Genomic DNA, 20,979 nt, shown 5'->3' with positions numbered 1-20,979 from the left:
GCAGGTGGGAAGAAAATAACCATAACCGGCATGAAGTGACAGCAAAGAAGGGGGTTCAGCAAAGAAATGACTAACAGAAAAGCCCGGAAACGGATGGCGGGAATAATGCTCGCCGGTATCATTCTGACGGCCTTTCCTGTCCGGCAGGCAGAAGCATTTTCCGATCAGATTGTTCAAAAAGGTGCCTCCGGAGACGATGTAGTGGAACTTCAGTCAAGACTTCAGTATAACGGTTTTTATGAAGGCACGATAGATGGTGTGTTTGGATGGGGTACGTACTGGTCGGTAAGAAATTATCAAGAGGAATTCGGAATGGATGTTGATGGACTGGTCGGTCCGGACATGAAAGCAATGCTCGAGAAATCCACTGAATATAACGAAGCGTTTGTTAAAAAGGCACTTGAAGAGGGGAGGGACTTCACGCATTACGGAGGCACCCCCGATAAGATCGAAAAAGGGCCGAAAGGAAGTGCGGACAGTAAGCAGGAACAAGAGCAGCCCCGGAAAAAGGAAGAAAACGGCGGTCCGCAGCAAAATCAGCGGAATACCCAGCGAAACGGCCAGACAGGGAAAGAACGGGATAATCAGAAAGGGGAAGGCAGCGATAGCAATGGCAGTGTAGACGAAAACCAATCCAATAAGGCTAATATTCAAAAAGCCATGAATGTGCCAGACGGCTATTCTGAAAATGACATTCAAATTATGTCTAATGCCGTTTACGGTGAAGCGCGAGGTGAACCTTATGTAGGACAGGTCGCTGTAGCAGCGGTTATTATCAACCGTATGGAGAGTTCTTCTTTTCCAAACACGGCGTCCGGGGTCATTTTTGAACCAAGAGCCTTCACGGCTGTAGCCGACGGCCAGATTTACATGGAACCAAATGAAGAAGCCCGTAAAGCTGTGTTGGATGCTGTTAACGGACAAGATCCTTCCGGAGGGGCGATTTATTACTATAATCCGGTCACAGCTACCTCGGACTGGATTTTCAGCCGGGAAACAATAAAAACAATAGGAAAGCACAAATTCAGTAAATAGTGGAGGTGAAAAACGGTGATACGTAACATCATTATAGGAGTTCTGGGAGTGGCTTTAATCAGTACCGGATTTTGGGGGGCCGGTCAGGCAGAGCAGAATGAGGCACTCCGGATCGAAAACGAGAATAACTACCAACGCGCCTTTCACGATTTAACCTTTCATTTAGACGAGCTTCAGGACAAAGTCGGCACGACGCTTGCAATGAACTCAAAAAATCAACTGTCAGGCTCCCTCGCTGAAGTGTGGAGGATTTCTGAGATGGCGCGCAGTGAATTAGGACAGCTTCCAATTGGTATGATGGCTCTTCATGATACGGAGGAACTGCTGAATAAAATAGGAGATTTCAGTTATGAAACAACGGTGCGGGATCTTGGCCAAAAACCTTTATCCAGCAAAGAATATGAGAAGCTTCAACGATATTATGAGCAGTCCGGTGAAATTAAAAACGACCTGCGCCGATTACAAGCTTCTTCTCTTAAAAATCAGTTAAAATGGACAGAAGCGGAAGAAACGATGGCAGAAAACGGAAGTCCAATGGATAATTCCATTGCAAATGGTTTTCAGACGATCGACGGCAAGGCAAAAGGATTCAGAGAATCAGGCGCTGCTCCTGACGATCCAATCCATCCTGCTGTTGATAAACAGATAGCTGAGAAAATAGAAGGGAAACCAATCAACAAAGAACAGGCAGCAAAAAAAGCAAAACAATTTCTACAAATCCCCGATTCCATGAAAGTGGAAATATCAGAGCTTGAGCCGGGATCAGCATACGAAGGTTATACGATGACGATGGAAGAACCCGAAGGCGAAGACATTATTTACATGGATATGACAAAAAAGGGTGGACATCCTCTCTGGTTCTTACAGGCGAGACCGGTAGATGAACAGGAAATCAGCTTGAATAAAGCCTCGCAGAAAGCCCATGCGTTTCTGGAACGAAATGGTTTTAAGAATATGGAGATGATGGAAGGGAATCAGTATGATTCCATCGGTACCTTTCAATTCGCACCTGTCATCAATGGGGTGAAGATATATCCGGAGACGGTTTATGTGGAGGCTGCACTTGATGACGGGGAAATTGTCGGCTTTAAGGGAGCTGAACATCTAATCAATAAAAAAGAACGCGGAACCCTGAAGCCGGCAATAACCGAAGGGGAAGCCGAACAGAAACTAAATCCGAAAGTAGAAGTGAAAGAACGACAGAAAGCGGTTATTGAAACAGAAAACGGTGATGAAGTATTCTGCTACGAGTTTTTTGGGACCATTAATAATGACACCTACACCATTTATATAAATGCGGAAACTGGAAAAGAAGAAAAAGTGGAAAAAATGAAGCATGCCGAACCGGTATATGATACCATGTAAGAGAAATATGGGAAACGTTCAAAGAAGAAGCATGAATGCTTCTTCTTTTCCCGTTATTACTGGAAGCACCGTTACAGGGAGGGCAATATATGATAAATATCGGTGATACCATCCATCTTGAACTTGAAGAGGTACATGCGTCTCTGGAGCGGGGCAGTTCGGAAGTCAAAACGTACCGTTGTAAACTGATTGACTATGATAACGGCCTTTTTGTCGTGGATCCCCCCGTCAACGCTGAAACCGGACGGACCGGGTTTTTTTTGGAAGGGGTGGAGCTCAGCGCCTGGTTTATTGGAAAAGATGAAGCAGTGTACACATTTGAAACGGAAGTGAAGGGAAGAAAACAGGGGCAGGTAAGATCCATTCTGTTGACCGACCCTGGAAGAGACTGCTACATCAGGGTTCAACGAAGAAATTATGTTAGAATTAACACGGCGCTTGATGCTGCTGTATATCCGCAGAAATCAGAAGTTCTCCCGTTTGTTTCTTCCACAATCGACATCAGTGGAGGAGGTATGGCTGTCTTATTGCCCGCCGGCCATGGACTAAATCAAGAGGATATGATTAACGCATGGGTGGTACTGCACACGGCCGAAGGTGGTATACATTACCTGCATCTTTCCTGTAGTGTCGTGCGGATTATGGAGGCAGAAGGTGCGGCCAAAGACAGATGTTCTCTGCGGTTTGATAATATAAGTGATGGAGATAGACAGCTGATAATTAAGTATTGTTTCGAACAGCAGCTTCAGGCACGAAAACACATAAACAGCCGGAATCATTAGATTTGTTCAACGCTTTGTGATATGATAATCTAAGAATGTTACCACCAGCAATGGTACTATCCATTGTTCACAGCAAAGAAGTACATATTGTAACATCGAGGTGCTCTATGAACAAGATTAACATCGCAATTGATGGCCCTGCCGGGGCCGGAAAAAGTACAGTGGCAAGAACCGCAGCCTCACAATTACAATATGTCTACATCGACACCGGTGCGATGTACCGGGCATTAACCTGGAATGCTATTCATCATAACGTGGATATTCAGGATGAAGAAGGGATTTCCGTGTTATTAAAAAAGACAGATATTGAACTGTTGCCATCCCCGGAAGGGAACAGGGTCTTCGTAGATGGAGAGGAAGTAACCTCTGCGATCCGCTCCAATGACGTAACCGCTGCCGTATCGGATGTTTCGGCCCACGCAAAAGTGCGCAGGCAGATGGTAAAAAAACAGCAGGAACTGGCACAGAATCGTGGAGCTGTTCTTGACGGTCGTGACATCGGTACTACAGTTCTTCCACACGCGGAGTTGAAAGTTTTTTTATCCGCCTCAGTTGAAGAACGGGCGAGACGGCGTCATCTTGAGAATGTGGAAAAGGGAATATCTTCTGATCTCCAGATGATGATGAAAGACATTCAAGCCCGGGATGAAAAAGACGCAGGCAGAGACATTTCTCCACTCGTCCAGGCTGATGACGCTGTCAAGGTTGATACGACAGACCTATCCGCTGAAGAGGCGGCGGCTGAGATATGTGAAATGGCCAGGGAAAGGATTCATGAGATATGAGCCTTTACCGTATTGGGAGAGCATTATTCCGCACGTTTTTTTCTCTGTTTATGAGAGTCCGTGTCGTAGGCCGGGAGAACATTCCGGAAACAGGCCCTGTTCTTTTATGCTCTAATCACATCAGCAATCTTGACCCTACACTGCTTGGATCGTTTATGTCACGCTCCATGACCTTTATGGCGAAAGAGGAACTGTTTGAAAAAAAGCTGGTAAACGCTGTTCTGACAAGGGTTGGAGCTTTTCCGGTGAAGCGTGGGAGCAGTGACCGGCGGGCGTTGAAAAAAGGCCTTGGACTTCTTGAAGAAGGACATGTTTTGTGCCTTTTTCCTGAGGGTACAAGGAGTAGGACGGGGGAAATCAGAAGCGGGCTTGCAGGATCAGGCTTTTTTGCCCTGCGGTCAAAAGCCGCTGTCGTTCCTGTTGTCATCGTCGGGTCTTATAAGCTGTTCGGCCGTATAACAATCATTTACGGACCACCGGTGGATATGGACTCTATGCGTGAGAAAAAGGCGGATGCTGCGGAGGCCACCGAAACGATCATGGAGCAGATCCGTGGTCTTAAAAAAGAACATATGGAAAAAAGCGGGTAATAACCTGCGCGTTAACACAGGAACAAATTCTTTCTTCCGAAAGAATTTAAAAAATATTTAGTTTGAAGTTCCCTGAGGACAGTGAAGGAGGCAGAAGTCAATGGTTGACGAAATGAATAATGAGATGGCCGGAATGAATGAACTGCATGTTGGTGATATCGTAAACGCGAAAATCACCAAAGTGGAAGAAAAACAGGCTTATGCGGATGCAGGTTATAAAGTGGATGCTGTTATTCCGATAAGTGAGTTGTCCAGTCTTCACGTGGAAAAAGTGGACGACATCCTGCAGGAAGATGATGAACTGCAGTGCAAGGTGACGAAAGTTGAAGATGATGAACTGGTCCTTTCGCGCCGCGCAGCACTCGCTGATAAAGCTTGGGGAGAACTCCAGGAAAAGTTCAATAACGGTGACATTCTCGAAGCAGAAGTAGCGGAAGTAGTAAAAGGAGGTCTGGTTGTTGATCTCGGCGTCCGCGGATTTATCCCTGCTTCTCTTGTGGAACGCCACTTTGTGGAAGACTTCAGTGATTACAAAGGCCGTACCCTGCGCCTGAAAATTGCTGAAATCGATCCGGAAGACAACAAGCTCATTCTTTCCCAGCGGGCGGTGCTGGATGATGAAGCTGATCAGCAGAAGAAAGAGCTGCTGGAAAATCTTCAGGTCGGTGATGTTGTTAAAGGCACCGTGCAGCGTCTCACTGATTTTGGCGCTTTCGTAGATATCGGCGGCGTAGACGGCCTTGTTCACATTTCCCAGATGGCTCATCACAGAGTAGAATCACCGGGAGAAATTGTGAATGAGGGCGATGAAATTGACGTCAAGATTCTTGCAGTAGATTCGGAAAGCGAGCGGGTTTCGCTCTCCATTAAAGAGACGCTTCCGGGACCATGGACAACAATTGATGGACAGATGGAAGCAGGCGACATTATCGAGGGACAGGTTAAACGTCTTGTATCTTTCGGAGCTTTTGTTGAAGTTGCTCCCGGAGTGGAAGGTCTTGTTCACATTTCCCAAATTGCCAACCGTCATATCGGAACACCAAGTGAAGTACTGGAAGAAGGTCAGGCGGTTAACGTGAAAATACTGGACATTAATCCGGCTGAACAACGTATCTCCCTCAGCATTCGGGAACTTGAAAGAGAAGATACTCCTAATCCAAAAGTTCAGGAAGAGTATGAAGCACCGGAGGAAGATCATTCCGGATTCTCACTTGGAGATATGATTGGAGATCAACTCAAAAAGTATAAGGAATAGGAGCCGGGTAGCGTGACAAGATCTGATCGGAAAAAGGATCACATTCAATACGCTTTATCTACAGGAATGCCTTCCTGGAACAGTCTGGATGACATCCGTTTCGTTCATAACAGCTTACCTGAAACTTCTGTTTCGGAAATCGATGTATCTGTAATAATCGGCGGACTTTCTTTAAGTTCGCCGTTTATTATTAATGCGATGACCGGAGGCGGTGGATCAGAGACAGAATACATTAATCGTTCTCTGGCCCTGGCTGCCGCCGAAACGGGTGCAGCTATGGCTGTGGGGTCCCAGATGGGAGCTGTCATAGATGAACAGGAGCGGTACACGTTTGAAACGGTGCGTGCTAATTATCCAAACGGTCGTGTATTTGCGAACCTGGGTAGTGAACTGACACCGGAGCACGCGGTGAAAGCTGTAGAGATGCTTGAAGCTGATGCCCTTCAAATTCATCTGAATGTTATTCAGGAACTTGTGATGCCTGAAGGTGACCGCGACTTCAGAGGGGCTGTTGACCGTATACAGCAAACCGTCCAGGCACTCGACATTCCGGTTATAGTGAAAGAAACAGGATTTGGAATGAGTGCAGAGAACATAAAAGTACTCGAACACACCGGAGCAGCGATTGTGGATGTAGGCGGCCACGGCGGCACTAATTTCTCCAGGATTGAAAATCAACGGCGCGAACAGCACCTCTCTTTTTTTGATGAATGGGGTATTTCTACAGCATCATCGATTGCAGAAGCTGCATCCGTTCGACATACCCTTTCAATAACAGGCTCCGGAGGAATTCGTAACGGGGTGGAAGCGGCCAAAGCCATTGCTCTCGGTGCAGATGCAGCTGCTCTGGCCGGTACGGTTCTTTCGGCATTAAAAAGCGGGGGGCAAAAGCAGGCTGAAGCATTTCTGCATCAATGTATGGATGAGCTGAAAATGGTGATGGCTGCCACAGGAGCATCTACCATTTCCGAATTGAAAAGAGTACCGGTTGTTGTTGAAGGAAGAACGAAAGAATGGCTTACTGAAAGAGGCATTGACACAACATCCTACAGCCGCAGGATGATTGACAGGTAGATGCTTTTCCTGTTTTAAAAACATTAAATACGGTTATACTGCTTAAAAAAAAGGAAAAAAATGAATAGTATTCTCTGCTTAATCATTCTTTGGTACATATGGATGATTCAGACTTTTTTTGCAGTCAAAAATAAATACAGAACCACTTCCGCCGCTTTTATTCTGGTATTGATTATTCTTTTCCCCATGGAGTGGCAGGCAGCTTCTATCGTTGTTCATCCAGCCTTTTTACTTTTGTATGCCGGTGGACTGCTGATTTTCCCTCTTTTGCCGTCCGATAGAAAAAGAAGAGTTTTTTATTTTTCCGCAGCTTTTGCATTCTTGTTTGCTGCAGTAAGACTGGCGGAATGGTACGAACCCGTGGTATTTCTATTCGGACACTCCGTCACCTATCTTTCTATTTTTTCAGTTCTTTTTTTTGTGTTCGGAAAATCTCTGCATGAGCGCGTGTCCATGGCTGTAACGGCCTGTTCTTCCGGAGAGATACTCAGCCGGATTCACCTCAGAACTTTAACGGATAATGTTATACTTGGAGACCCTTTGCTTTTGAAAATCATTCTTTTTCTGATTCTTTTGCTTCATATATATGATACGGCGGCAAAAGGGATGAAGATGCTGAAGCGTAGTGAAAACAGGACGTTATCCAGTTTGCCCCGGTAAGTCTGCATCTGCTACAATAAGTAAGCTGTTTTATGCAGTTAATAAGAGAGAAGCCTGCTTCTTTTCATCTGCAGGTCTGATTTGTTGATGAATGAAAGATGAAGAAAAACAAATGTAACATTATGTGAACGATAAGAAAGGAAAGAGCACAATGTCCAAACCCGTAGTTGCAATCGTCGGCCGCCCGAATGTCGGCAAGTCCACCATTTTTAACCGAATGGCTGGGGAAAGACTGGCGATTGTGGAGGATGTTCCTGGTGTCACCAGGGACCGAGTGTACAGCAAAGCAGAATGGGTGAACCAGGAATTTAATATTATTGATACCGGCGGCATTGATGTCGGTGGAGGATCGTTATTCCAGCAGATGCGTCACCAGGCGGAAATTGCATTGGAAGAAGCGGATGTCATCGTATTTCTCGTTAATGGACGCGACGGAGTGACAGGAGCAGACGAAGAAGTAGCCTCCCTTTTGTTTCGGACGGACAAACCGGTCGTAGTGGGTGTGAACAAGATTGATAACCTCGAGATGCAGATGGATATTTACGATTTCTACCGCCTCGGATTCGGGGAAGTATATCCTGTGTCAGGATCACACGGTCTGGGGCTGGGAGACATGCTGGATGCGGTTCTCCGCCATTTTCCCGAAGTAGAAGGCGACGATTACGAAGAAGATACCATTAGAATGGCAGTCATAGGGCGGCCGAATGTTGGCAAATCTTCCCTCGTGAACGCTGTGCTGGGAGAAGAACGCGTCATTGTCAGTGATATGCCGGGAACGACGAGGGATGCTGTCGATACGGTATTTGAAAGAGACGGGCAGGAGTATGCGGTGATTGATACCGCCGGCATGCGGAAACGAGGTAAAGTGTATGAAAATACCGAAAAATACAGCGTTATGAGGGCCCTTCGTGCGATTGAGCGGTCGGATGTCGTGTTGATGGTTATCGACGGAGAAGAAGGGATTCTAGAGCAGGACAAAAAGATAGCCGGATACGCCGAAGACGCCGGAAGAGCCATCGTGATGGTCGTAAACAAATGGGACGCCGTTGAAAAAGATGATAAAACAATGTCCCGATTTACCGAAGATATCCGTGAGGGATTTCAGTTTTTGCCGTATGCGCCGGTTCTTTTTCTCTCTGCCGTTACAAAGCAGCGCATGCAGCATCTTCTGCCAATGGTGAAAGAAGCTGCCGATAACCATAACCTGCGGGTGCCGACGAACGTACTTAATGATGTCATTGTTGATGCTGTCATTATGAATCCGACACCGACTGATGGGGTCAGACGCCTGCGTATCAATTATGCAACCCAGGTTGCGGTTGGACCACCGACCATCGTTTTATTTGTTAATGACCCTGATCTTCTTCATTTTTCCTATCACCGCTATTTGGAGAACAGGCTGCGGGAAGCTTTTCATTTTGAAGGCACCCCCATCAAGATCATCGCAAGAAAGAAAAGCGATTAGCCGGTATTATTTCTCATCTAAAGGAGAATTCAAGTGGAACTTATTTTTTCAATTGTAATCGCTTATCTTCTAGGTTCGATCAGTTTCAGTTATGTTATCGCCTGGAATATAAAAAAAATAGATATCCGCCAGCACGGGAGCGGTAATGCGGGTGCAACAAACATACTGAGGGTGCTGGGAAAAGGTTCGGCCATTACGGTTCTCTCTCTTGATGTGTTAAAAGGGGTGGCCGCGGTCTGGATAGCACGACTGCTTGAGATAACAGATATACTTCCTGTATGGACAGCTTTCGGTCAAGTCGAGGGGGTGGCTTCGGCACTCGCCGGAGCAGCCGCGATTGCCGGTCACAACTGGCCTGTTTACTACGGTTTTAAAGGCGGGAAAGGTGTGGCTACAACCATTGGTGTCGTAGCCAGTCTCGTATTTTTCCCGGCGGTATATGTTGGGATTGCAGCTATATTGTCGATTGTTATGACACGGTATGTATCCCTTGGCTCCCTCATTTTTGCTGTCGTTACTCCTGTAGTGATTATCCTGACTAATTTCCATTATGATCATCCGCCTTCCTATTTCTATTTGACAGCTGTCATCGGCGTACTGGCTGTCTGGAAGCACCGCAGTAATATTCAACGGCTGATTAAAGGAAATGAACATAAGATAGGCAGTAAAGTATCTTGATAAGAAAGGCGGGCAAATATGGCGGAAAAGGTTGCAGTCATTGGAGCAGGAAGCTGGGGATCAGCTTTGGCGTCTGTTCTTGCCGATAATGGGCAGGACGTCCGCTTATGGACGAGAAGAGAAGATCAAGCAGAAGAAATGAATCAACATCATACGAATGAACATTATCTTCCCGGTTTTCATTTACCTGGGACGGTGCAGGCTTTCACCGATCTTCGAACATGTACCGAAGATGCTGGTTATATACTGCTCGTTGTGCCGGCTAAAGCCGTCCGGGAGATGATGAAAGATCTGCGTTCATTTCTTTCGGAAGAAGCAGTACTGATTCATGCTTCCAAAGGAATTGAGCCAGGCACGTCTAAACGGATTTCTGAAGTAATGGAAGAAGAACTGACGGGCACCGCTGCGAATCATATTGTCGTGCTCTCCGGACCGAGTCATGCGGAGGAAGTATGTGAAAAACAACCGACAACCGTAACTGTTTCTTCCAGTCATAAGCCGTCCGCAGAAAAAGTTCAGGGTCTTTTCATGAATAACTATTTTCGTGTATACACGAATCAGGATATAATTGGAGTCGAAATCGGAGGCGCTTTAAAAAATATCATTGCCCTCGGAATTGGAATGACCGACGGACTTGGTTTTGGGGATAACGCCAAGGCTGCGTTTATGACGCGGGGTCTTGCTGAAATTTCCCGGCTGGGAGTGACGCTTGGAGCAAGCCCCTTGACGTTCAACGGTCTTTCTGGTCTCGGAGACTTGATTGTCACCTGTTTCAGCCGCCACAGCCGGAACCGCCGCGCTGGAGATAAATTGGGCCGCGGCGCTCATCTTGATGACGTTCTTGAAGAGATGGGGATGGTTGTGGAAGGAGTCCGTACCACGAAAGCTGTTCACGGACTCGCTCAAGCTCAGAACGTGGAAATGCCGATTACAGAAGCTTTATATGACGTTCTATTTGAAGGAACAAAACCAGAAGAGTCCGTCCGTCAATTGATGGCTAGAGAACGTAAACATGAAGAAGAAAACATGTCACTGCTGCTTGATCCCGATTTTCAGAGAAAATGGGACGATACAAGTCAAGGTCCGTGGACAAACGGGTAATGAAAAAGCACGTCTCTTTCCTGTCCCGCATAGAATGGGATGAATCGTGAGAAAGGGAGGCTGCTGTATGAAGCACAGTGATTCAATGTTTGACAATATCGAAAAAAATACGAACGTGAAGCAGGAAGATATCATGAAACTCGTCCAATCGCTGCAGGGAGCCGATTTCCAGGATGAGAAGACAGTCCGCAGAGTAATTAGAGATGTTGGTTCTCTTGCCGGCAAATCCGTATCCGCCCGGAAAGAAGATGAGTTGGTGAAGGCTGTCATGAACAATGATATCCCACTTGACCTGGCTTCTTTAAGTAAATGGTTTCAGTCCAGTCGTTGAAAACAGAAATTTTCTTTCCGTTTCAGAGGCGAATGCTCATTCCAACAGATCCGTTCATGAATATAGTAAACAGAGTAGAAGGAAGGCTGTGCTGAAAAAGGAAAGAATATAGCTGGAACCAGCCGTACTCCGCCCCGGTACCGGCTGGTTTTTCATGATTTTGTCACCACACAGCTATCCACTAATGTGCCATAGGCTGATATTGTTGTGTTATAATGTGGTCTGGAAAAAGGAGGACGGGGTAATGACGGCGTTACAAAGTATGTGGCTTGCTTTTTTCGGGATATTTTTAATGTTCGCTTCAGCAGCATTATCTGTTTTATCCCATAAATTATCCGGATTCTTACGTTTTCTTGTTTTAGCTGTGTCTTTTATATTTCTTGTTACGGCTGGATTGATTGTATTCGTTACTGTCGTAAGAGGACCTCTTGCGGAGTAGATATAAAAGCTGTTACAGGACAACCCTGACGACAGAGAGGTGAAAGCTATTGAAGCGGTATATTCCGCTGTTTGGCGCAATGGCAGCTGTAGTGCTGCTGTTATCGGGATGTCTGTTTCCGCAGGACGAGCGTGCGAAAAATCAGGTTCCTTATGAATCCCAGCTGCAATCAGTACAGCAGGCGGTTGAACAATATCAAAAAGATACGGGTGTACTGCCCATCCGGACAGTCGAGGCGGATACGCCTATCTACCAGAAATATCAGATTTCATTTAATGAATTAATACCACGTTATATGCAGCAGCCGCCCGGAAACTCTTTTGAAAACGGCGGGAAGTACCGGTATGTTATTATCACCCCCGAAGAAGAACCGACGGTGAAAGTTATTGATTTAAGCATTATGGATGAAGTGCAGAAGCTGCAGAGGGCGGTCAACAGCTATATCGACAGCAATGAGTATGCTCCAATTAAGGAACCTGCGGGTCCCGGAGTATTTGAAATAGATAATGAGCGCCTTGATTACAGCGGCGAATTGAAAGTAGAAAGCCCTTATCATGCTGATACATCGCTGCCTATGCTGATTAATGCGCAAGGGGAAGTGCGTATTGATTACGCGATAGACCTGAATATCGCCCTTCAGGAACACGAACATCAGTTGCAGTCCGGAGACGACATCAGATCCATCCTGGCACAAAATTCTCCTATAGTACCAGCTTACTCAGTCCCGTATACACTTGATGAAAACGGGGATCCTGTTTTCAAGGAAAGAAATCAATAGAACCACGGCTGTTGATTATGCAAATATAGGAAGCGTTTCGTTGGACTCCGCCTTTCCTGACCGCTTTCCGCGGGCGTCGCCTCAGCTACCGGGAAAATCACCCGGTGATCTTCGGCTGACGCTTCTCCCGCTGGAGTCGGGCAGACAGCTCCGTCCAACGAAAAAGAAGGGGGTATACATGCTTTGATCACAGATGCACCCTCCTCATAGAATCCTTTCCCATTCCTTTATATGGTAAATCAACAGGCGTGCAATAGAACGATGTTTGGCAGCATTCTTCGGAGTGCTGCTTTTTTTATACGGTGAGTCAGCGGCCTCCCTCCCCGCCAGTCCCACATTCTATAGAAGTCCTGTACATAAACAAGGCATAAGTTTTCGTATTCATCATAGATATATATTGTCATACATGTAAGACCGGTATCGGAATTTTATTGAACAGGAGGGGATCCAGTGGAAAAAGTGGATATCTTCAAGGATATCGCAGAACGGACCGGAGGAGATATATATTTAGGAGTTGTCGGCGCCGTCCGTACCGGTAAATCCACGTTTATTAAAAAATTCATGGAGCTGGTTGTGCTTCCCAACATGGGAAGTGAAGTCGATAAAACAAGGGCAACGGATGAACTGCCGCAAAGCGCAGCAGGACGCACAATTATGACGACAGAACCCAAATTTGTGCCCAATAATGCTGTTTCGCTCGAAGTGGAAGAAGGCCTGGAAGTGAATGTACGGCTCGTCGATTGTGTCGGGTATACGGTGGAAGGGGCAAAAGGATATGAGGATGAAAATGGCCCTCGTATGATTAATACCCCGTGGTACGAAGATCCCATTCCATTTCAGGAAGCAGCTGAAATCGGTACGCGGAAAGTTATTCAGGAACATTCGACACTTGGAGTAGTGATTACAACGGATGGAACAATTGGAGACATTGCCCGTGATGATTATGTGGAAGCTGAAGACAGGGTTATGGAAGAACTCAATGAAGTAGGAAAACCTTATATTATGGTGATTAACTCTGTTCAGCCGCACCATCCGGAAACAGAGGCACTTCGTCAGCAATTGATGGAAGAACATGATGTTCCGGTACTGGCTCTCAGCATAGAAAGTATGACAGAGCACGATATTCACAACGTTTTAAGGGAAGTACTTTTTGAGTTTCCAGTTCATGAAGTGAATGTAAACCTGCCGAGCTGGGTCATGGTGCTGCGGGACAATCACTGGCTTCGTGAGGAATATGAACAATCCGTACGCAACACGGTGAAAGACATTAAACGGCTTCGGGATGTAGACCGAGTGGTCCAGCAGTTTGCAGGAAACTTTGAATTCATAGAAGAAGCCGGTCTGGCGGGCATTGAAATGGGACGCGGTGTTGCTGAAATAGATCTGTACGCGCCGGAGCACCTATACGACCAGATATTAAAAGAAGTCGTCGGGGTGGAAATCAGAGGAAAAGACCATCTGCTCCATTTGATGCAGGATTTTTCTCACGCCAAACAAGAGTATGATCAAGTCAGTGAAGCATTGAAAATGGTGAAGCAGACAGGGTACGGCATTGCAGCTCCTGCCTTAACAGACATGAGCCTCGATGAACCGGAAATTATTAAACAGGGATCGCGTTTTGGAGTAAGACTGAAAGCGGTGGCGCCGTCCATTCATATGATTAAGGTGGATGTCGAATCTGAATTTGCTCCGATTATCGGGACGGAAAAACAAAGTGAAGAACTCGTCCGGTATCTCATGCAGGACTTTGAAGAGAATCCATTGTCCATCTGGAATTCGGACATTTTCGGGCGTTCCCTTAACTCTATAGTCCGCGAAGGAATACAGGCAAAATTGTCTTTGATGCCGGAAAATGCTCGATACAAACTGAAAGAAACATTGGAACGTATTATCAATGAGGGCTCCGGAGGATTGATAGCGATCATACTGTAGAAGGTGTGGTATGAGGGAAATGGGTGTTTGATTCGTAATAAATGAATCTTTAAATAAGCCCCTGGCTTTTAAGGGCGCTTTGTACTTTTCTGAAGTGCGGGCAAAATGCTTCCGACTATCTTTTATGATATTCGGAAGCATTTTTTATTACGTAGAAACCTATTATCTCAAAATTAAGTTTACATAATAATATTATAGAAAACTAAAATTCTGATTCTTTGCTTTCTACATACCCTTATGCTAAAATTTTTCAAAGGTCATATTAAGTGGAGACAGGGGGAAAAAGAGAGTGTCTACCGTTAATCACGATAAAATAGAGAAAGCAGTTTACTCCATTTTGGAAGCTGTCGGGGAAAATCCAGACCGGGATGGTCTTCTGGACACGCCCAAAAGGGTAGCAAGAATGTATGAGGAAGTTTTTCAGGGATTGTCGCAGGATCCGGCTGAACACCTTCAAACCGTTTTCGGAGAAGAACATGAGGAACTCGTTCTTGTAAGAGATATTCCGTTCTACTCGATGTGTGAGCATCATCTTGTTCCTTTCTACGGAAAAGCCCACGTCGGTTACATACCAAAAGAAGGACAGGTTACCGGGTTAAGTAAACTGGCAAGAACAGTGGAAACAGTGGCGAAAAGACCGCAGCTTCAGGAAAGAATCACATCCACGGTGGCTGACAGCATTCTTGAAACACTTAATCCTCATGGTGTGATTGTCGTGGTGGAAGCCGAGCACATGTGTATGACGATGCGCGGTATCCAGAAACCAGGAACCGAAACGGTAACATCAGCGGTCCGGGGATCGTTTGAAAACGATGAAGCATCAAGGGCGGAAGTATTGACACTTATTAACCGTTCATAACTAGAGGAGGAAAGAAAATGTCGTCTGATGATTTTTGTGTTATTAAGGCCGAAGAAGACGGAGTGCATGTTATCGGCTTGACCCGGGGAACCGACACCAGATTCCATCATTCAGAGAAGCTTGACCGGGGAGAAGTGATGATTGCCCAGTTCACTGAACATACTTCCGCAGTGAAGGTCAGAGGAAAAGCAGTGATTCAGACGAGTCACGGCGAGTTGAGAACAGAAGAATAATAAAGCGGAAAATTTTAATAGATCGGGGGGCCTCTCAAGTATGAAAGAGCTGTATGAAGATGCAGAGGTGCAGAAAATTGAACACGAGTTTAAGCAGCTGACAAGTCATCCATATTTAAAAGAATATATCGAAGAGGCCGGTATCGAATATGATTATATTTTGTTCATGATGGAGCTGCTCTTGGATTCCCCTCTTTCTGCAGATGCAAAAAGAGAACAGATATTATCGGCTCTTTTGGTCCAGGCAGCCTTTGTTACCCATGAAAAGGTGGAAACCGGAGGTCAGGAAGTACTTCTCGGTAAAAAGCCCCGGCAGCTGACCGTTCTGGCCGGTGATTTTTTCAGCAGCCTTTACCACAGCATGCTCGATAGAGATGTCCATGCCAAGGTGATACCTGTATTCAGTGATGCTATTCAAAAAATCAACGAAGAAAAAATGAGCCTTCATTTCTGCGAAAATGAAAGCGAAGAGGTGCTCCTCTCCCGGCTTGCATTAGTGGAAGGTGCTTTTTTAAAGAATATTGCTTCGTTTTATCAGAAGCCTGAGGCCGGATCGCTTGCGGAGACTTTTTTTCTGTTAAAGCGTCTTGTTCATGAACGGAACCCAAAAGAAAGCTGTTATCTTTCTGCCCCGGCGAATTCTATCCATGCGTTTTTGGAAGGCGGAATAGAATGGACAGGTTCCTGGCCGGCACAAAGTGTAGAACAGTGGCTGACCCATCATATCACGAGGCTGCAAAAAGAACTGCATCAAAAATTACATACAACAACTTCCATTGGAAACGAGCTGCTCTTTAATGTGCTGACATCATGGTCCCGCGATTTTATAAAAGCAGAGATTAAGTAACGGGGGCAGGAATTCCATGAATAGAACAAAAGAAGAACGAGTACATGAAGTATTCGAAAACATACACCACAAATACGATCTGATGAACTCGGTAATCAGCTTTCGTCTTCATAAATCATGGAGAAAGAAAACGATGGAGGCGCTGAATGTGGAACAAGGAGCCGTAGTACTTGATCTTTGCTGTGGTACCGCGGAATGGACGATTGATCTTGCAGAAGCCACGGGCAGTGCCGGCAGTGTGACAGGCGTTGATTTTAGTGGCAGTATGCTTCAAACCGGACAGGAAAAGGTACAGCAAAAAGGACTTTCCCAGGTTGAACTGCTTCAGGCGAATGTGATGGATCTGCCTTTTCCCGACGAATCATTCGATTATGTTACGATTGGTTTTGGGCTGCGCAACGCTGCGGATTATCCAACGGTGCTGCGCGAAATGCACAGAGTCCTTAAAAAAGGAGGACGGGCGGTCTGTCTTGAGACGTCGACACCGGAAAACAACTGTTTCAAGCGGATGTATTCCGTATATTTCAGCTATATGATGCCCGGCTTAGGAAAACTGTTTGCAGGAAATTATGAGGAGTATTCCTGGCTTCAAGAGTCAACCGCCGCCTTTCCTAACAAGAACCTCCTCACGATTATGTTCGCAGAAGCCGGATTTTGTGAAGTGGATGTGACGTCGTTTGCGATGGGAACAGCTGCTTCCCATTCCGCTTTGAAGAGCAGCTGAAGTACTGGAAAGGAAGTACATAAATGAAAAAAGTAAAAATCATACTTGAAATGATCAAATTTGAGCATACCGTATTCGCCCTTCCGTTTGCTTTTCTCGGGGCGGTACTTGGAAGTTTAATGGTGGAAGGGACATGGCCCGCCATTGGGGAATGGGTATGGATAACTCTTGCCATGGTAGGGGCGAGAAGTGCTGCCATGACGATGAACCGTGTTATTGATGCCCGCATTGACAAACGAAACCCGCGGACAGCCGGACGTGCGATTCCGGCCGGGTTGATTTCCATGAATCAAAGTATATTGTTTATCGCTGTATCACTACTTGTTTTAGTGACAGCAGCTTTTCAACTTAACATGTTGTCGGTTTATCTTCTTCCGGCGGCGGTGTTTTTTTTGACATTTTATTCTTATACAAAGCGGTTTACCTGGCTCTGTCACATCTTTCTTGGTGTAACGATAGCCATTGCACCGCTCGGAGGATGGGTTGGTGCAACCGGAACTCTTCGTCCGGAAGCATTACTGCTTTTTCTTGCTGTAGCATTCTGGATTGCGGGCTTTGATGTCATTTACGCCACACAGGATAAAGAGCATGACGATGAAGAAGGCATTCATTCCATTCCTTCCCGGTTCGGCGTTCCAAAAGCTTTGATGGCGGCGAGACTTTTTCACTGCATCAGTTTTCTAGCGTTATTGTCTCTGCATTTTCTTTCGCCGCTGTCCTGGGTGTATCTGGCGGGCGTTCTGATTGCCGGTGTTGTGATGACCTATGAACACTCCATCGTGAAACCCAATGATCTGTCCAGGGTAGGGGTGGCTTTCTTCCCGATGAACGGGGTCATCAGCTTTGTCATGCTGTTTTTCACAATTGGGGACATGCTGTTATGACTGTAAAAACATTTACTGTAGCTATTACTGGTGCCAGTGGAGCAGTATACGGCATCCGTATCACAGAAGAACTGCTGAGACAGGGGCATTATGTTCATTTTTTGGTCAGCGAGGCAGGATGGCAGGTTTTCCGGGAAGAACTACTCCTTGATACGACAGATAGAGAGGAGTGTGTGCGGAAGCTGTTTGCCGGATACAACAGCGAACAATGGGTGATGCATGAACTCCAGGACTTCAAAGCCCCAATCGCAAGTGGTTCTCATCATACCGATGGAATGATTGTCTCTCCATGCTCTATGGGAACATTATCCAAGATTGCAAACGGCATTTCAGGGAATTTAATTGAGAGGGCGGCGGATGTACAGCTCAAGGAAAAACGACCGCTCCTTCTTGTGCCAAGAGAAACCCCGCTGCACGGTATTCATCTTGAAAATCTGTCCAAAGCAGAGAAAAACGGGGCTCTGATTGTACCGGCAATGCCGGGTTTTTATCACCTTCCTGAGACAAAGGACGACTTGATTAATTTTGTAGCCGGCAAAATTCTGGACAGTCTTGGTGTGGGGCACGCTTTATTTACGAGATGGGGGCAGAAAAAGTGAGCATTAGAATCGGTGAAATTTCTTATACAAACATTATTCCTGCTTTTCATTTTCTTGATAAAAGGGAACTGGAAACCCAGGGATGCTTATTTTACCCGAAGGTGCCTGCCGAGCTGAATGCAGGTATAAAAGAGGGCTCGATTGATGCAGCAGGTATTTCCTCCTTCGCCTACGGGGAAAATGCTGAAGAACTGGAACTGTTTCCGGACTTATCTGTTTCCTCATACGGAAAAGTAGGATCCATTCTCTTTTTTTCCAAAAAAGAGATTGATAAGCTTGAAGGCAGTTCGATTGCTCTCACCTCTTCGAGCGCAACTTCAGTCCACCTGCTGAAAATTATCCTCGCAGAATTTTATAATTTAACACACATTAATTATGAGACGATGCATCCTGATCCGAAAACAATGAAAATGGAGCATGACGCCTTTTTATTAATAGGGGACGATGCGATTCGTGAATCCTGGAGTCCGGACCGATCCTTCTTTTGCTATGATCTGGGCGAGTTGTGGTACCAACACACCGGACTCCCCATGACGTATGCGGTGTTTGCTGTGCGCAACGCAGCTGCTCAAAAGGACCAGAGCATAATAAAAACTCTGTTCAAAGCCTTTCACTACAGCAAGGCTCTTTCACTTCACAGCTGCTTTGAACAGATGGTGCAGGATGTGCAAAAGGAGCATGGCGGAACCCTTTCATTCTGGGATGACTATTTCCGCGGACTGCATTATGATTTTCGGGACAAAGAAAAAGAAGGATTGCTTTATTATTTTGAACTTCTGTACAAATACGGTTTTTTGAAGACCCCCGTAAACCATATTCCGTTATGGGCAGCCGGAAACGAGGTGCAATACTTATTTTGAAGGTGAATATCATGAAGTTGGCCGATCTGTACATGTTTCTCAAGCCGGATATAAAAAAAATAGAATCAGAACTTGAACGTGCGGTGGAAGCTGATCATCCGGTACTTCAGGAAGCGTCTTTGCACCTCCTTCATTCAGGGGGAAAGCGGATCCGGCCGGTATTTGTGCTGCTTAGTGCAAAATTTGGACAGTATGAAATAGACCGTGTTAAACATATTGCTGCAGCTCTTGAGTTGATCCACATGGCATCTCTCGTTCATGACGATGTCATTGATGATGCGGATCTCCGCCGGGGCAGCAAAACGATCAAGGCGAGGTGGGACAACCGGGTTGCAATGTACACAGGGGATTACATTTTTGCGAAAGCGATTGAAAAGGCCTCGTTTTTTGAAAATGAAACGATTCACCGGGTGATTTCCAATGCGATGATGGAAATGTGTCTGGGTGAAATAGAGCAGATACGTGATCAGTATAACTGGGATCAGAACTTCAAAACCTATCTGCGCCGCATCAAGCGTAAAACCGCGCTTTTGATAGCAGTAAGCTGTCAGCTGGGGGCCATCAGTGCGGGAGCGTCACGTGAAGATCAAAACCGTCTCTACTACTATGGATATAACGTTGGTATGTCCTATCAGATTATTGATGATATCCTCGATTTCACAGGGACGGAAAAGGAACTGGGTAAACCGGCCGGAGGCGACCTGCGGCAGGGAAATGTCACTCTTCCGGCTTTATATGCGATGCATCATGACTCGTTCTGCCGGGAAGAAATCAACCGCATTATCGGGAGATCAGGGGATGATCCCGGGGACATATCTCCACTTCTGGATATGATCAACCAATCCGGCGGCATTGAATACTCCAAAACCTTGAGCAGACAGTATTTGCAGAAAGCATTTCGTTCCCTGGACGGTCTGGAGGATATTTCAGCCAAAAAATCTCTTCTGGATATTGCTTCCTATATTGGAAGCCGAAACAGCTGAAGACCTTATGTAATGGAAGTTGCTAACGCTTTCAGTGTTTGATATAATCAGACGGGTTCAGAAAACGATTACATAAGAAAGAGGGATGAAGATGGAACAGTCGTTTATTATGGTGAAACCGGACGGCGTACAGCGGAATCTTGTCGGGGACATCGTGCAGCGCTTTGAAAACAAGGGCTACACCCTGGCAGCAGCAAAGTTAATGTCCATCCCGGGAGAAATGGCGGAAAAACATTATGACGAATTAAAGGACAAGCCGTTTTTTGACAGCCTGATATCGTTTATTACATCCGGTCCTGTGTTTGCGATGGTCTGGGAAGGGGAGAACGTCATCGCCGAAGCCCGCAAAATGATGGGGGCAACCAATCCGGCCGAAGCTGCTCCCGGTACAATCCGCGGCGATTACGCCGTACAGGTCGGGATGAACGTCATTCATGGTTCCGATTCCCCGGAAAGTGCAGCACGTGAAATTGACCTGTTTTTTGACAAAAGTGAGATACAATCCTATGAAAAGCATGTAGCAGATTGGGTATAAAAGTTTACGGAGAGTCCGGGACAAAACCTTTATCATTCAGAAAAATGCCGAACGATTTTTTAAAATCGTTCGGCATTTTTCGTTGCTCTTTTTTGTATGGAAAACCAGAGAAAGGCTCTTTATCTGCGGACTATTCACCTACTGAATGTCATGATACAATAACAGCATGATTTAGAAAGTGAAAG

General features: G+C 45.9%; 25 protein-coding genes. 24 read left to right on the top strand and 1 reads right to left on the bottom strand.

Features of this window, described 5'->3' with window-relative positions; all coding sequences use genetic code 11:
* Positions 1 to 93: 93 nt before the first annotated feature.
* From sleB to BM058_RS09520, 14 genes are all read left to right on the top strand, one after another.
* The gene (sleB, locus tag BM058_RS09585) at positions 94 to 1,035 is read left to right on the top strand and encodes a spore cortex-lytic enzyme (protein ID WP_177195507.1); all 942 of its coding nucleotides are present in this window, start codon (positions 94 to 96) and stop codon (positions 1,033 to 1,035) included.
* Between the two features lie 15 nt (positions 1,036 to 1,050).
* The gene (gene ypeB, locus BM058_RS09580; RefSeq protein ID WP_090926816.1) at positions 1,051 to 2,400 is read left to right on the top strand and encodes a germination protein YpeB; all 1,350 of its coding nucleotides are present in this window, start codon (positions 1,051 to 1,053) and stop codon (positions 2,398 to 2,400) included.
* A gap of 89 nt (positions 2,401 to 2,489) precedes the next feature.
* Complete coding sequence (locus BM058_RS09575) at positions 2,490 to 3,182, top strand: flagellar brake protein (protein WP_177195501.1); 693 nt, start codon at positions 2,490 to 2,492, stop codon at positions 3,180 to 3,182.
* A gap of 107 nt (positions 3,183 to 3,289) precedes the next feature.
* A complete protein-coding gene (gene cmk, locus BM058_RS09570; RefSeq protein WP_090926814.1) occupies positions 3,290 to 3,967 on the top strand; it encodes a (d)CMP kinase in 678 nt (225 codons plus the stop codon).
* Positions 3,964 to 4,557: a lysophospholipid acyltransferase family protein gene (locus tag BM058_RS09565; RefSeq protein ID WP_090926813.1), complete on the top strand. Its 594-nt coding sequence runs from the start codon at positions 3,964 to 3,966 to the stop codon at positions 4,555 to 4,557. Before cmk ends, BM058_RS09565 begins: the two co-directional genes overlap by 4 nt.
* Positions 4,558 to 4,657: 100 nt before the next feature.
* Entirely contained in the window at positions 4,658 to 5,812 is a 1,155-nt protein-coding gene (rpsA, locus tag BM058_RS09560) for a 30S ribosomal protein S1 (protein WP_090926812.1), read from the top strand.
* A gap of 12 nt (positions 5,813 to 5,824) precedes the next feature.
* Positions 5,825 to 6,886: a type 2 isopentenyl-diphosphate Delta-isomerase gene (gene fni / locus BM058_RS09555; RefSeq protein ID WP_090926811.1), complete on the top strand. Its 1,062-nt coding sequence runs from the start codon at positions 5,825 to 5,827 to the stop codon at positions 6,884 to 6,886.
* 60 nt (positions 6,887 to 6,946) lie between these two features.
* The gene (locus BM058_RS18945; RefSeq protein ID WP_090926810.1) at positions 6,947 to 7,546 is read left to right on the top strand and encodes a YphA family membrane protein; all 600 of its coding nucleotides are present in this window, start codon (positions 6,947 to 6,949) and stop codon (positions 7,544 to 7,546) included.
* 151 nt (positions 7,547 to 7,697) lie between these two features.
* Complete coding sequence (der, locus tag BM058_RS09545) at positions 7,698 to 9,011, top strand: ribosome biogenesis GTPase Der (RefSeq protein WP_090926809.1); 1,314 nt, start codon at positions 7,698 to 7,700, stop codon at positions 9,009 to 9,011.
* A 33-nt stretch (positions 9,012 to 9,044) separates the two neighbouring features.
* A complete protein-coding gene (gene plsY / locus BM058_RS09540; RefSeq protein ID WP_090926808.1) occupies positions 9,045 to 9,689 on the top strand; it encodes a glycerol-3-phosphate 1-O-acyltransferase PlsY in 645 nt (214 codons plus the stop codon).
* Between the two features lie 18 nt (positions 9,690 to 9,707).
* Positions 9,708 to 10,790: an NAD(P)H-dependent glycerol-3-phosphate dehydrogenase gene (locus BM058_RS09535; protein WP_090926807.1), complete on the top strand. Its 1,083-nt coding sequence runs from the start codon at positions 9,708 to 9,710 to the stop codon at positions 10,788 to 10,790.
* Between the two features lie 67 nt (positions 10,791 to 10,857).
* Positions 10,858 to 11,121, top strand: coding sequence for a stage VI sporulation protein F (locus BM058_RS09530; RefSeq protein WP_090926806.1), 264 nt, complete (start codon positions 10,858 to 10,860; stop codon positions 11,119 to 11,121).
* 244 nt (positions 11,122 to 11,365) lie between these two features.
* Positions 11,366 to 11,560: a DUF2768 family protein gene (locus BM058_RS09525; protein ID WP_090926805.1), complete on the top strand. Its 195-nt coding sequence runs from the start codon at positions 11,366 to 11,368 to the stop codon at positions 11,558 to 11,560.
* A gap of 49 nt (positions 11,561 to 11,609) precedes the next feature.
* Positions 11,610 to 12,338, top strand: coding sequence for a hypothetical protein (locus BM058_RS09520; RefSeq protein WP_245736920.1), 729 nt, complete (start codon positions 11,610 to 11,612; stop codon positions 12,336 to 12,338).
* Here the strand turns inward: BM058_RS09520 and BM058_RS09515 are convergent.
* Positions 12,332 to 12,529: a hypothetical protein gene (locus BM058_RS09515; protein ID WP_090926804.1), complete on the bottom strand. Its 198-nt coding sequence runs from the start codon at positions 12,527 to 12,529 to the stop codon at positions 12,332 to 12,334. The genes BM058_RS09520 and BM058_RS09515 overlap by 7 nt on opposite strands.
* A gap of 259 nt (positions 12,530 to 12,788) precedes the next feature.
* Here BM058_RS09515 and spoIVA point away from each other — a divergent pair, with 259 nt between their 5' ends.
* From spoIVA to ndk, 10 genes are all read left to right on the top strand, one after another.
* Entirely contained in the window at positions 12,789 to 14,270 is a 1,482-nt protein-coding gene (gene spoIVA / locus BM058_RS09510) for a stage IV sporulation protein A (protein ID WP_090926803.1), read from the top strand.
* A 289-nt stretch (positions 14,271 to 14,559) separates the two neighbouring features.
* Positions 14,560 to 15,129, top strand: coding sequence for a GTP cyclohydrolase I FolE (folE, locus tag BM058_RS09505; protein WP_090926802.1), 570 nt, complete (start codon positions 14,560 to 14,562; stop codon positions 15,127 to 15,129).
* 17 nt (positions 15,130 to 15,146) lie between these two features.
* On the top strand, positions 15,147 to 15,362 hold the full coding sequence (gene mtrB / locus BM058_RS09500) for a trp RNA-binding attenuation protein MtrB (protein WP_090926801.1): 216 nt from the start codon (positions 15,147 to 15,149) through the stop codon (positions 15,360 to 15,362).
* Between the two features lie 40 nt (positions 15,363 to 15,402).
* Complete coding sequence (locus tag BM058_RS09495) at positions 15,403 to 16,209, top strand: heptaprenyl diphosphate synthase component 1 (RefSeq protein ID WP_090926800.1); 807 nt, start codon at positions 15,403 to 15,405, stop codon at positions 16,207 to 16,209.
* Between the two features lie 16 nt (positions 16,210 to 16,225).
* Positions 16,226 to 16,933, top strand: a complete 708-nt coding sequence (locus BM058_RS09490; RefSeq protein WP_090926799.1) for a demethylmenaquinone methyltransferase — start codon at positions 16,226 to 16,228, stop codon at positions 16,931 to 16,933.
* Between the two features lie 23 nt (positions 16,934 to 16,956).
* Entirely contained in the window at positions 16,957 to 17,817 is an 861-nt protein-coding gene (locus tag BM058_RS09485; protein WP_090926798.1) for a UbiA-like polyprenyltransferase, read from the top strand.
* A complete protein-coding gene (locus BM058_RS09480; protein ID WP_090926797.1) occupies positions 17,814 to 18,416 on the top strand; it encodes a UbiX family flavin prenyltransferase in 603 nt (200 codons plus the stop codon). Before BM058_RS09485 ends, BM058_RS09480 begins: the two co-directional genes overlap by 4 nt.
* Positions 18,413 to 19,276, top strand: a complete 864-nt coding sequence (locus BM058_RS09475; protein ID WP_090926796.1) for a menaquinone biosynthesis protein — start codon at positions 18,413 to 18,415, stop codon at positions 19,274 to 19,276. The genes BM058_RS09480 and BM058_RS09475 overlap by 4 nt, the downstream gene beginning before the upstream one ends.
* An 11-nt stretch (positions 19,277 to 19,287) precedes the next feature.
* A complete protein-coding gene (gene hepT / locus BM058_RS09470) occupies positions 19,288 to 20,259 on the top strand; it encodes a heptaprenyl diphosphate synthase component II (protein ID WP_090926870.1) in 972 nt (323 codons plus the stop codon).
* Between the two features lie 91 nt (positions 20,260 to 20,350).
* Entirely contained in the window at positions 20,351 to 20,794 is a 444-nt protein-coding gene (ndk, locus tag BM058_RS09465) for a nucleoside-diphosphate kinase (protein WP_090926795.1), read from the top strand.
* Positions 20,795 to 20,979: the final 185 nt, after the last annotated feature.

The sequence above is a fragment of the Salibacterium qingdaonense genome, assembly GCF_900114715.1.
Classification (GTDB): Bacteria; Bacillota; Bacilli; order Bacillales; family Marinococcaceae; genus Salibacterium; species Salibacterium qingdaonense.
The sequence above is the reverse complement of the archived record's forward strand: the minus strand, read 5'-3'. Positions and strand labels throughout refer to the sequence as shown.

What these genes read in the sequence shown, in the direction of transcription:
- sleB (WP_177195507.1), top strand. Translation starts at nt 94, where the DNA reads ATGGCGGGAATAATGCTCGCCGGTATCATTCTGACGGCCTTTCCTGTC.
- BM058_RS09575 (WP_177195501.1), top strand. Translation starts at nt 2,490, where the DNA reads ATGATAAATATCGGTGATACCATCCATCTTGAACTTGAAGAGGTACAT.
- cmk (WP_090926814.1), top strand. Translation starts at nt 3,290, where the DNA reads ATGAACAAGATTAACATCGCAATTGATGGCCCTGCCGGGGCCGGAAAA.
- BM058_RS09565 (WP_090926813.1), top strand. Translation starts at nt 3,964, where the DNA reads ATGAGCCTTTACCGTATTGGGAGAGCATTATTCCGCACGTTTTTTTCT.
- rpsA (WP_090926812.1), top strand. Translation starts at nt 4,658, where the DNA reads ATGGTTGACGAAATGAATAATGAGATGGCCGGAATGAATGAACTGCAT.
- BM058_RS18945 (WP_090926810.1), top strand. Translation starts at nt 6,947, where the DNA reads ATGAATAGTATTCTCTGCTTAATCATTCTTTGGTACATATGGATGATT.
- der (WP_090926809.1), top strand. Translation starts at nt 7,698, where the DNA reads ATGTCCAAACCCGTAGTTGCAATCGTCGGCCGCCCGAATGTCGGCAAG.
- BM058_RS09535 (WP_090926807.1), top strand. Translation starts at nt 9,708, where the DNA reads ATGGCGGAAAAGGTTGCAGTCATTGGAGCAGGAAGCTGGGGATCAGCT.
- BM058_RS09530 (WP_090926806.1), top strand. Translation starts at nt 10,858, where the DNA reads ATGAAGCACAGTGATTCAATGTTTGACAATATCGAAAAAAATACGAAC.
- BM058_RS09525 (WP_090926805.1), top strand. Translation starts at nt 11,366, where the DNA reads ATGACGGCGTTACAAAGTATGTGGCTTGCTTTTTTCGGGATATTTTTA.
- mtrB (WP_090926801.1), top strand. Translation starts at nt 15,147, where the DNA reads ATGTCGTCTGATGATTTTTGTGTTATTAAGGCCGAAGAAGACGGAGTG.
- BM058_RS09495 (WP_090926800.1), top strand. Translation starts at nt 15,403, where the DNA reads ATGAAAGAGCTGTATGAAGATGCAGAGGTGCAGAAAATTGAACACGAG.
- BM058_RS09490 (WP_090926799.1), top strand. Translation starts at nt 16,226, where the DNA reads ATGAATAGAACAAAAGAAGAACGAGTACATGAAGTATTCGAAAACATA.
- BM058_RS09485 (WP_090926798.1), top strand. Translation starts at nt 16,957, where the DNA reads ATGAAAAAAGTAAAAATCATACTTGAAATGATCAAATTTGAGCATACC.
- BM058_RS09480 (WP_090926797.1), top strand. Translation starts at nt 17,814, where the DNA reads ATGACTGTAAAAACATTTACTGTAGCTATTACTGGTGCCAGTGGAGCA.
- hepT (WP_090926870.1), top strand. Translation starts at nt 19,288, where the DNA reads ATGAAGTTGGCCGATCTGTACATGTTTCTCAAGCCGGATATAAAAAAA.
- ndk (WP_090926795.1), top strand. Translation starts at nt 20,351, where the DNA reads ATGGAACAGTCGTTTATTATGGTGAAACCGGACGGCGTACAGCGGAAT.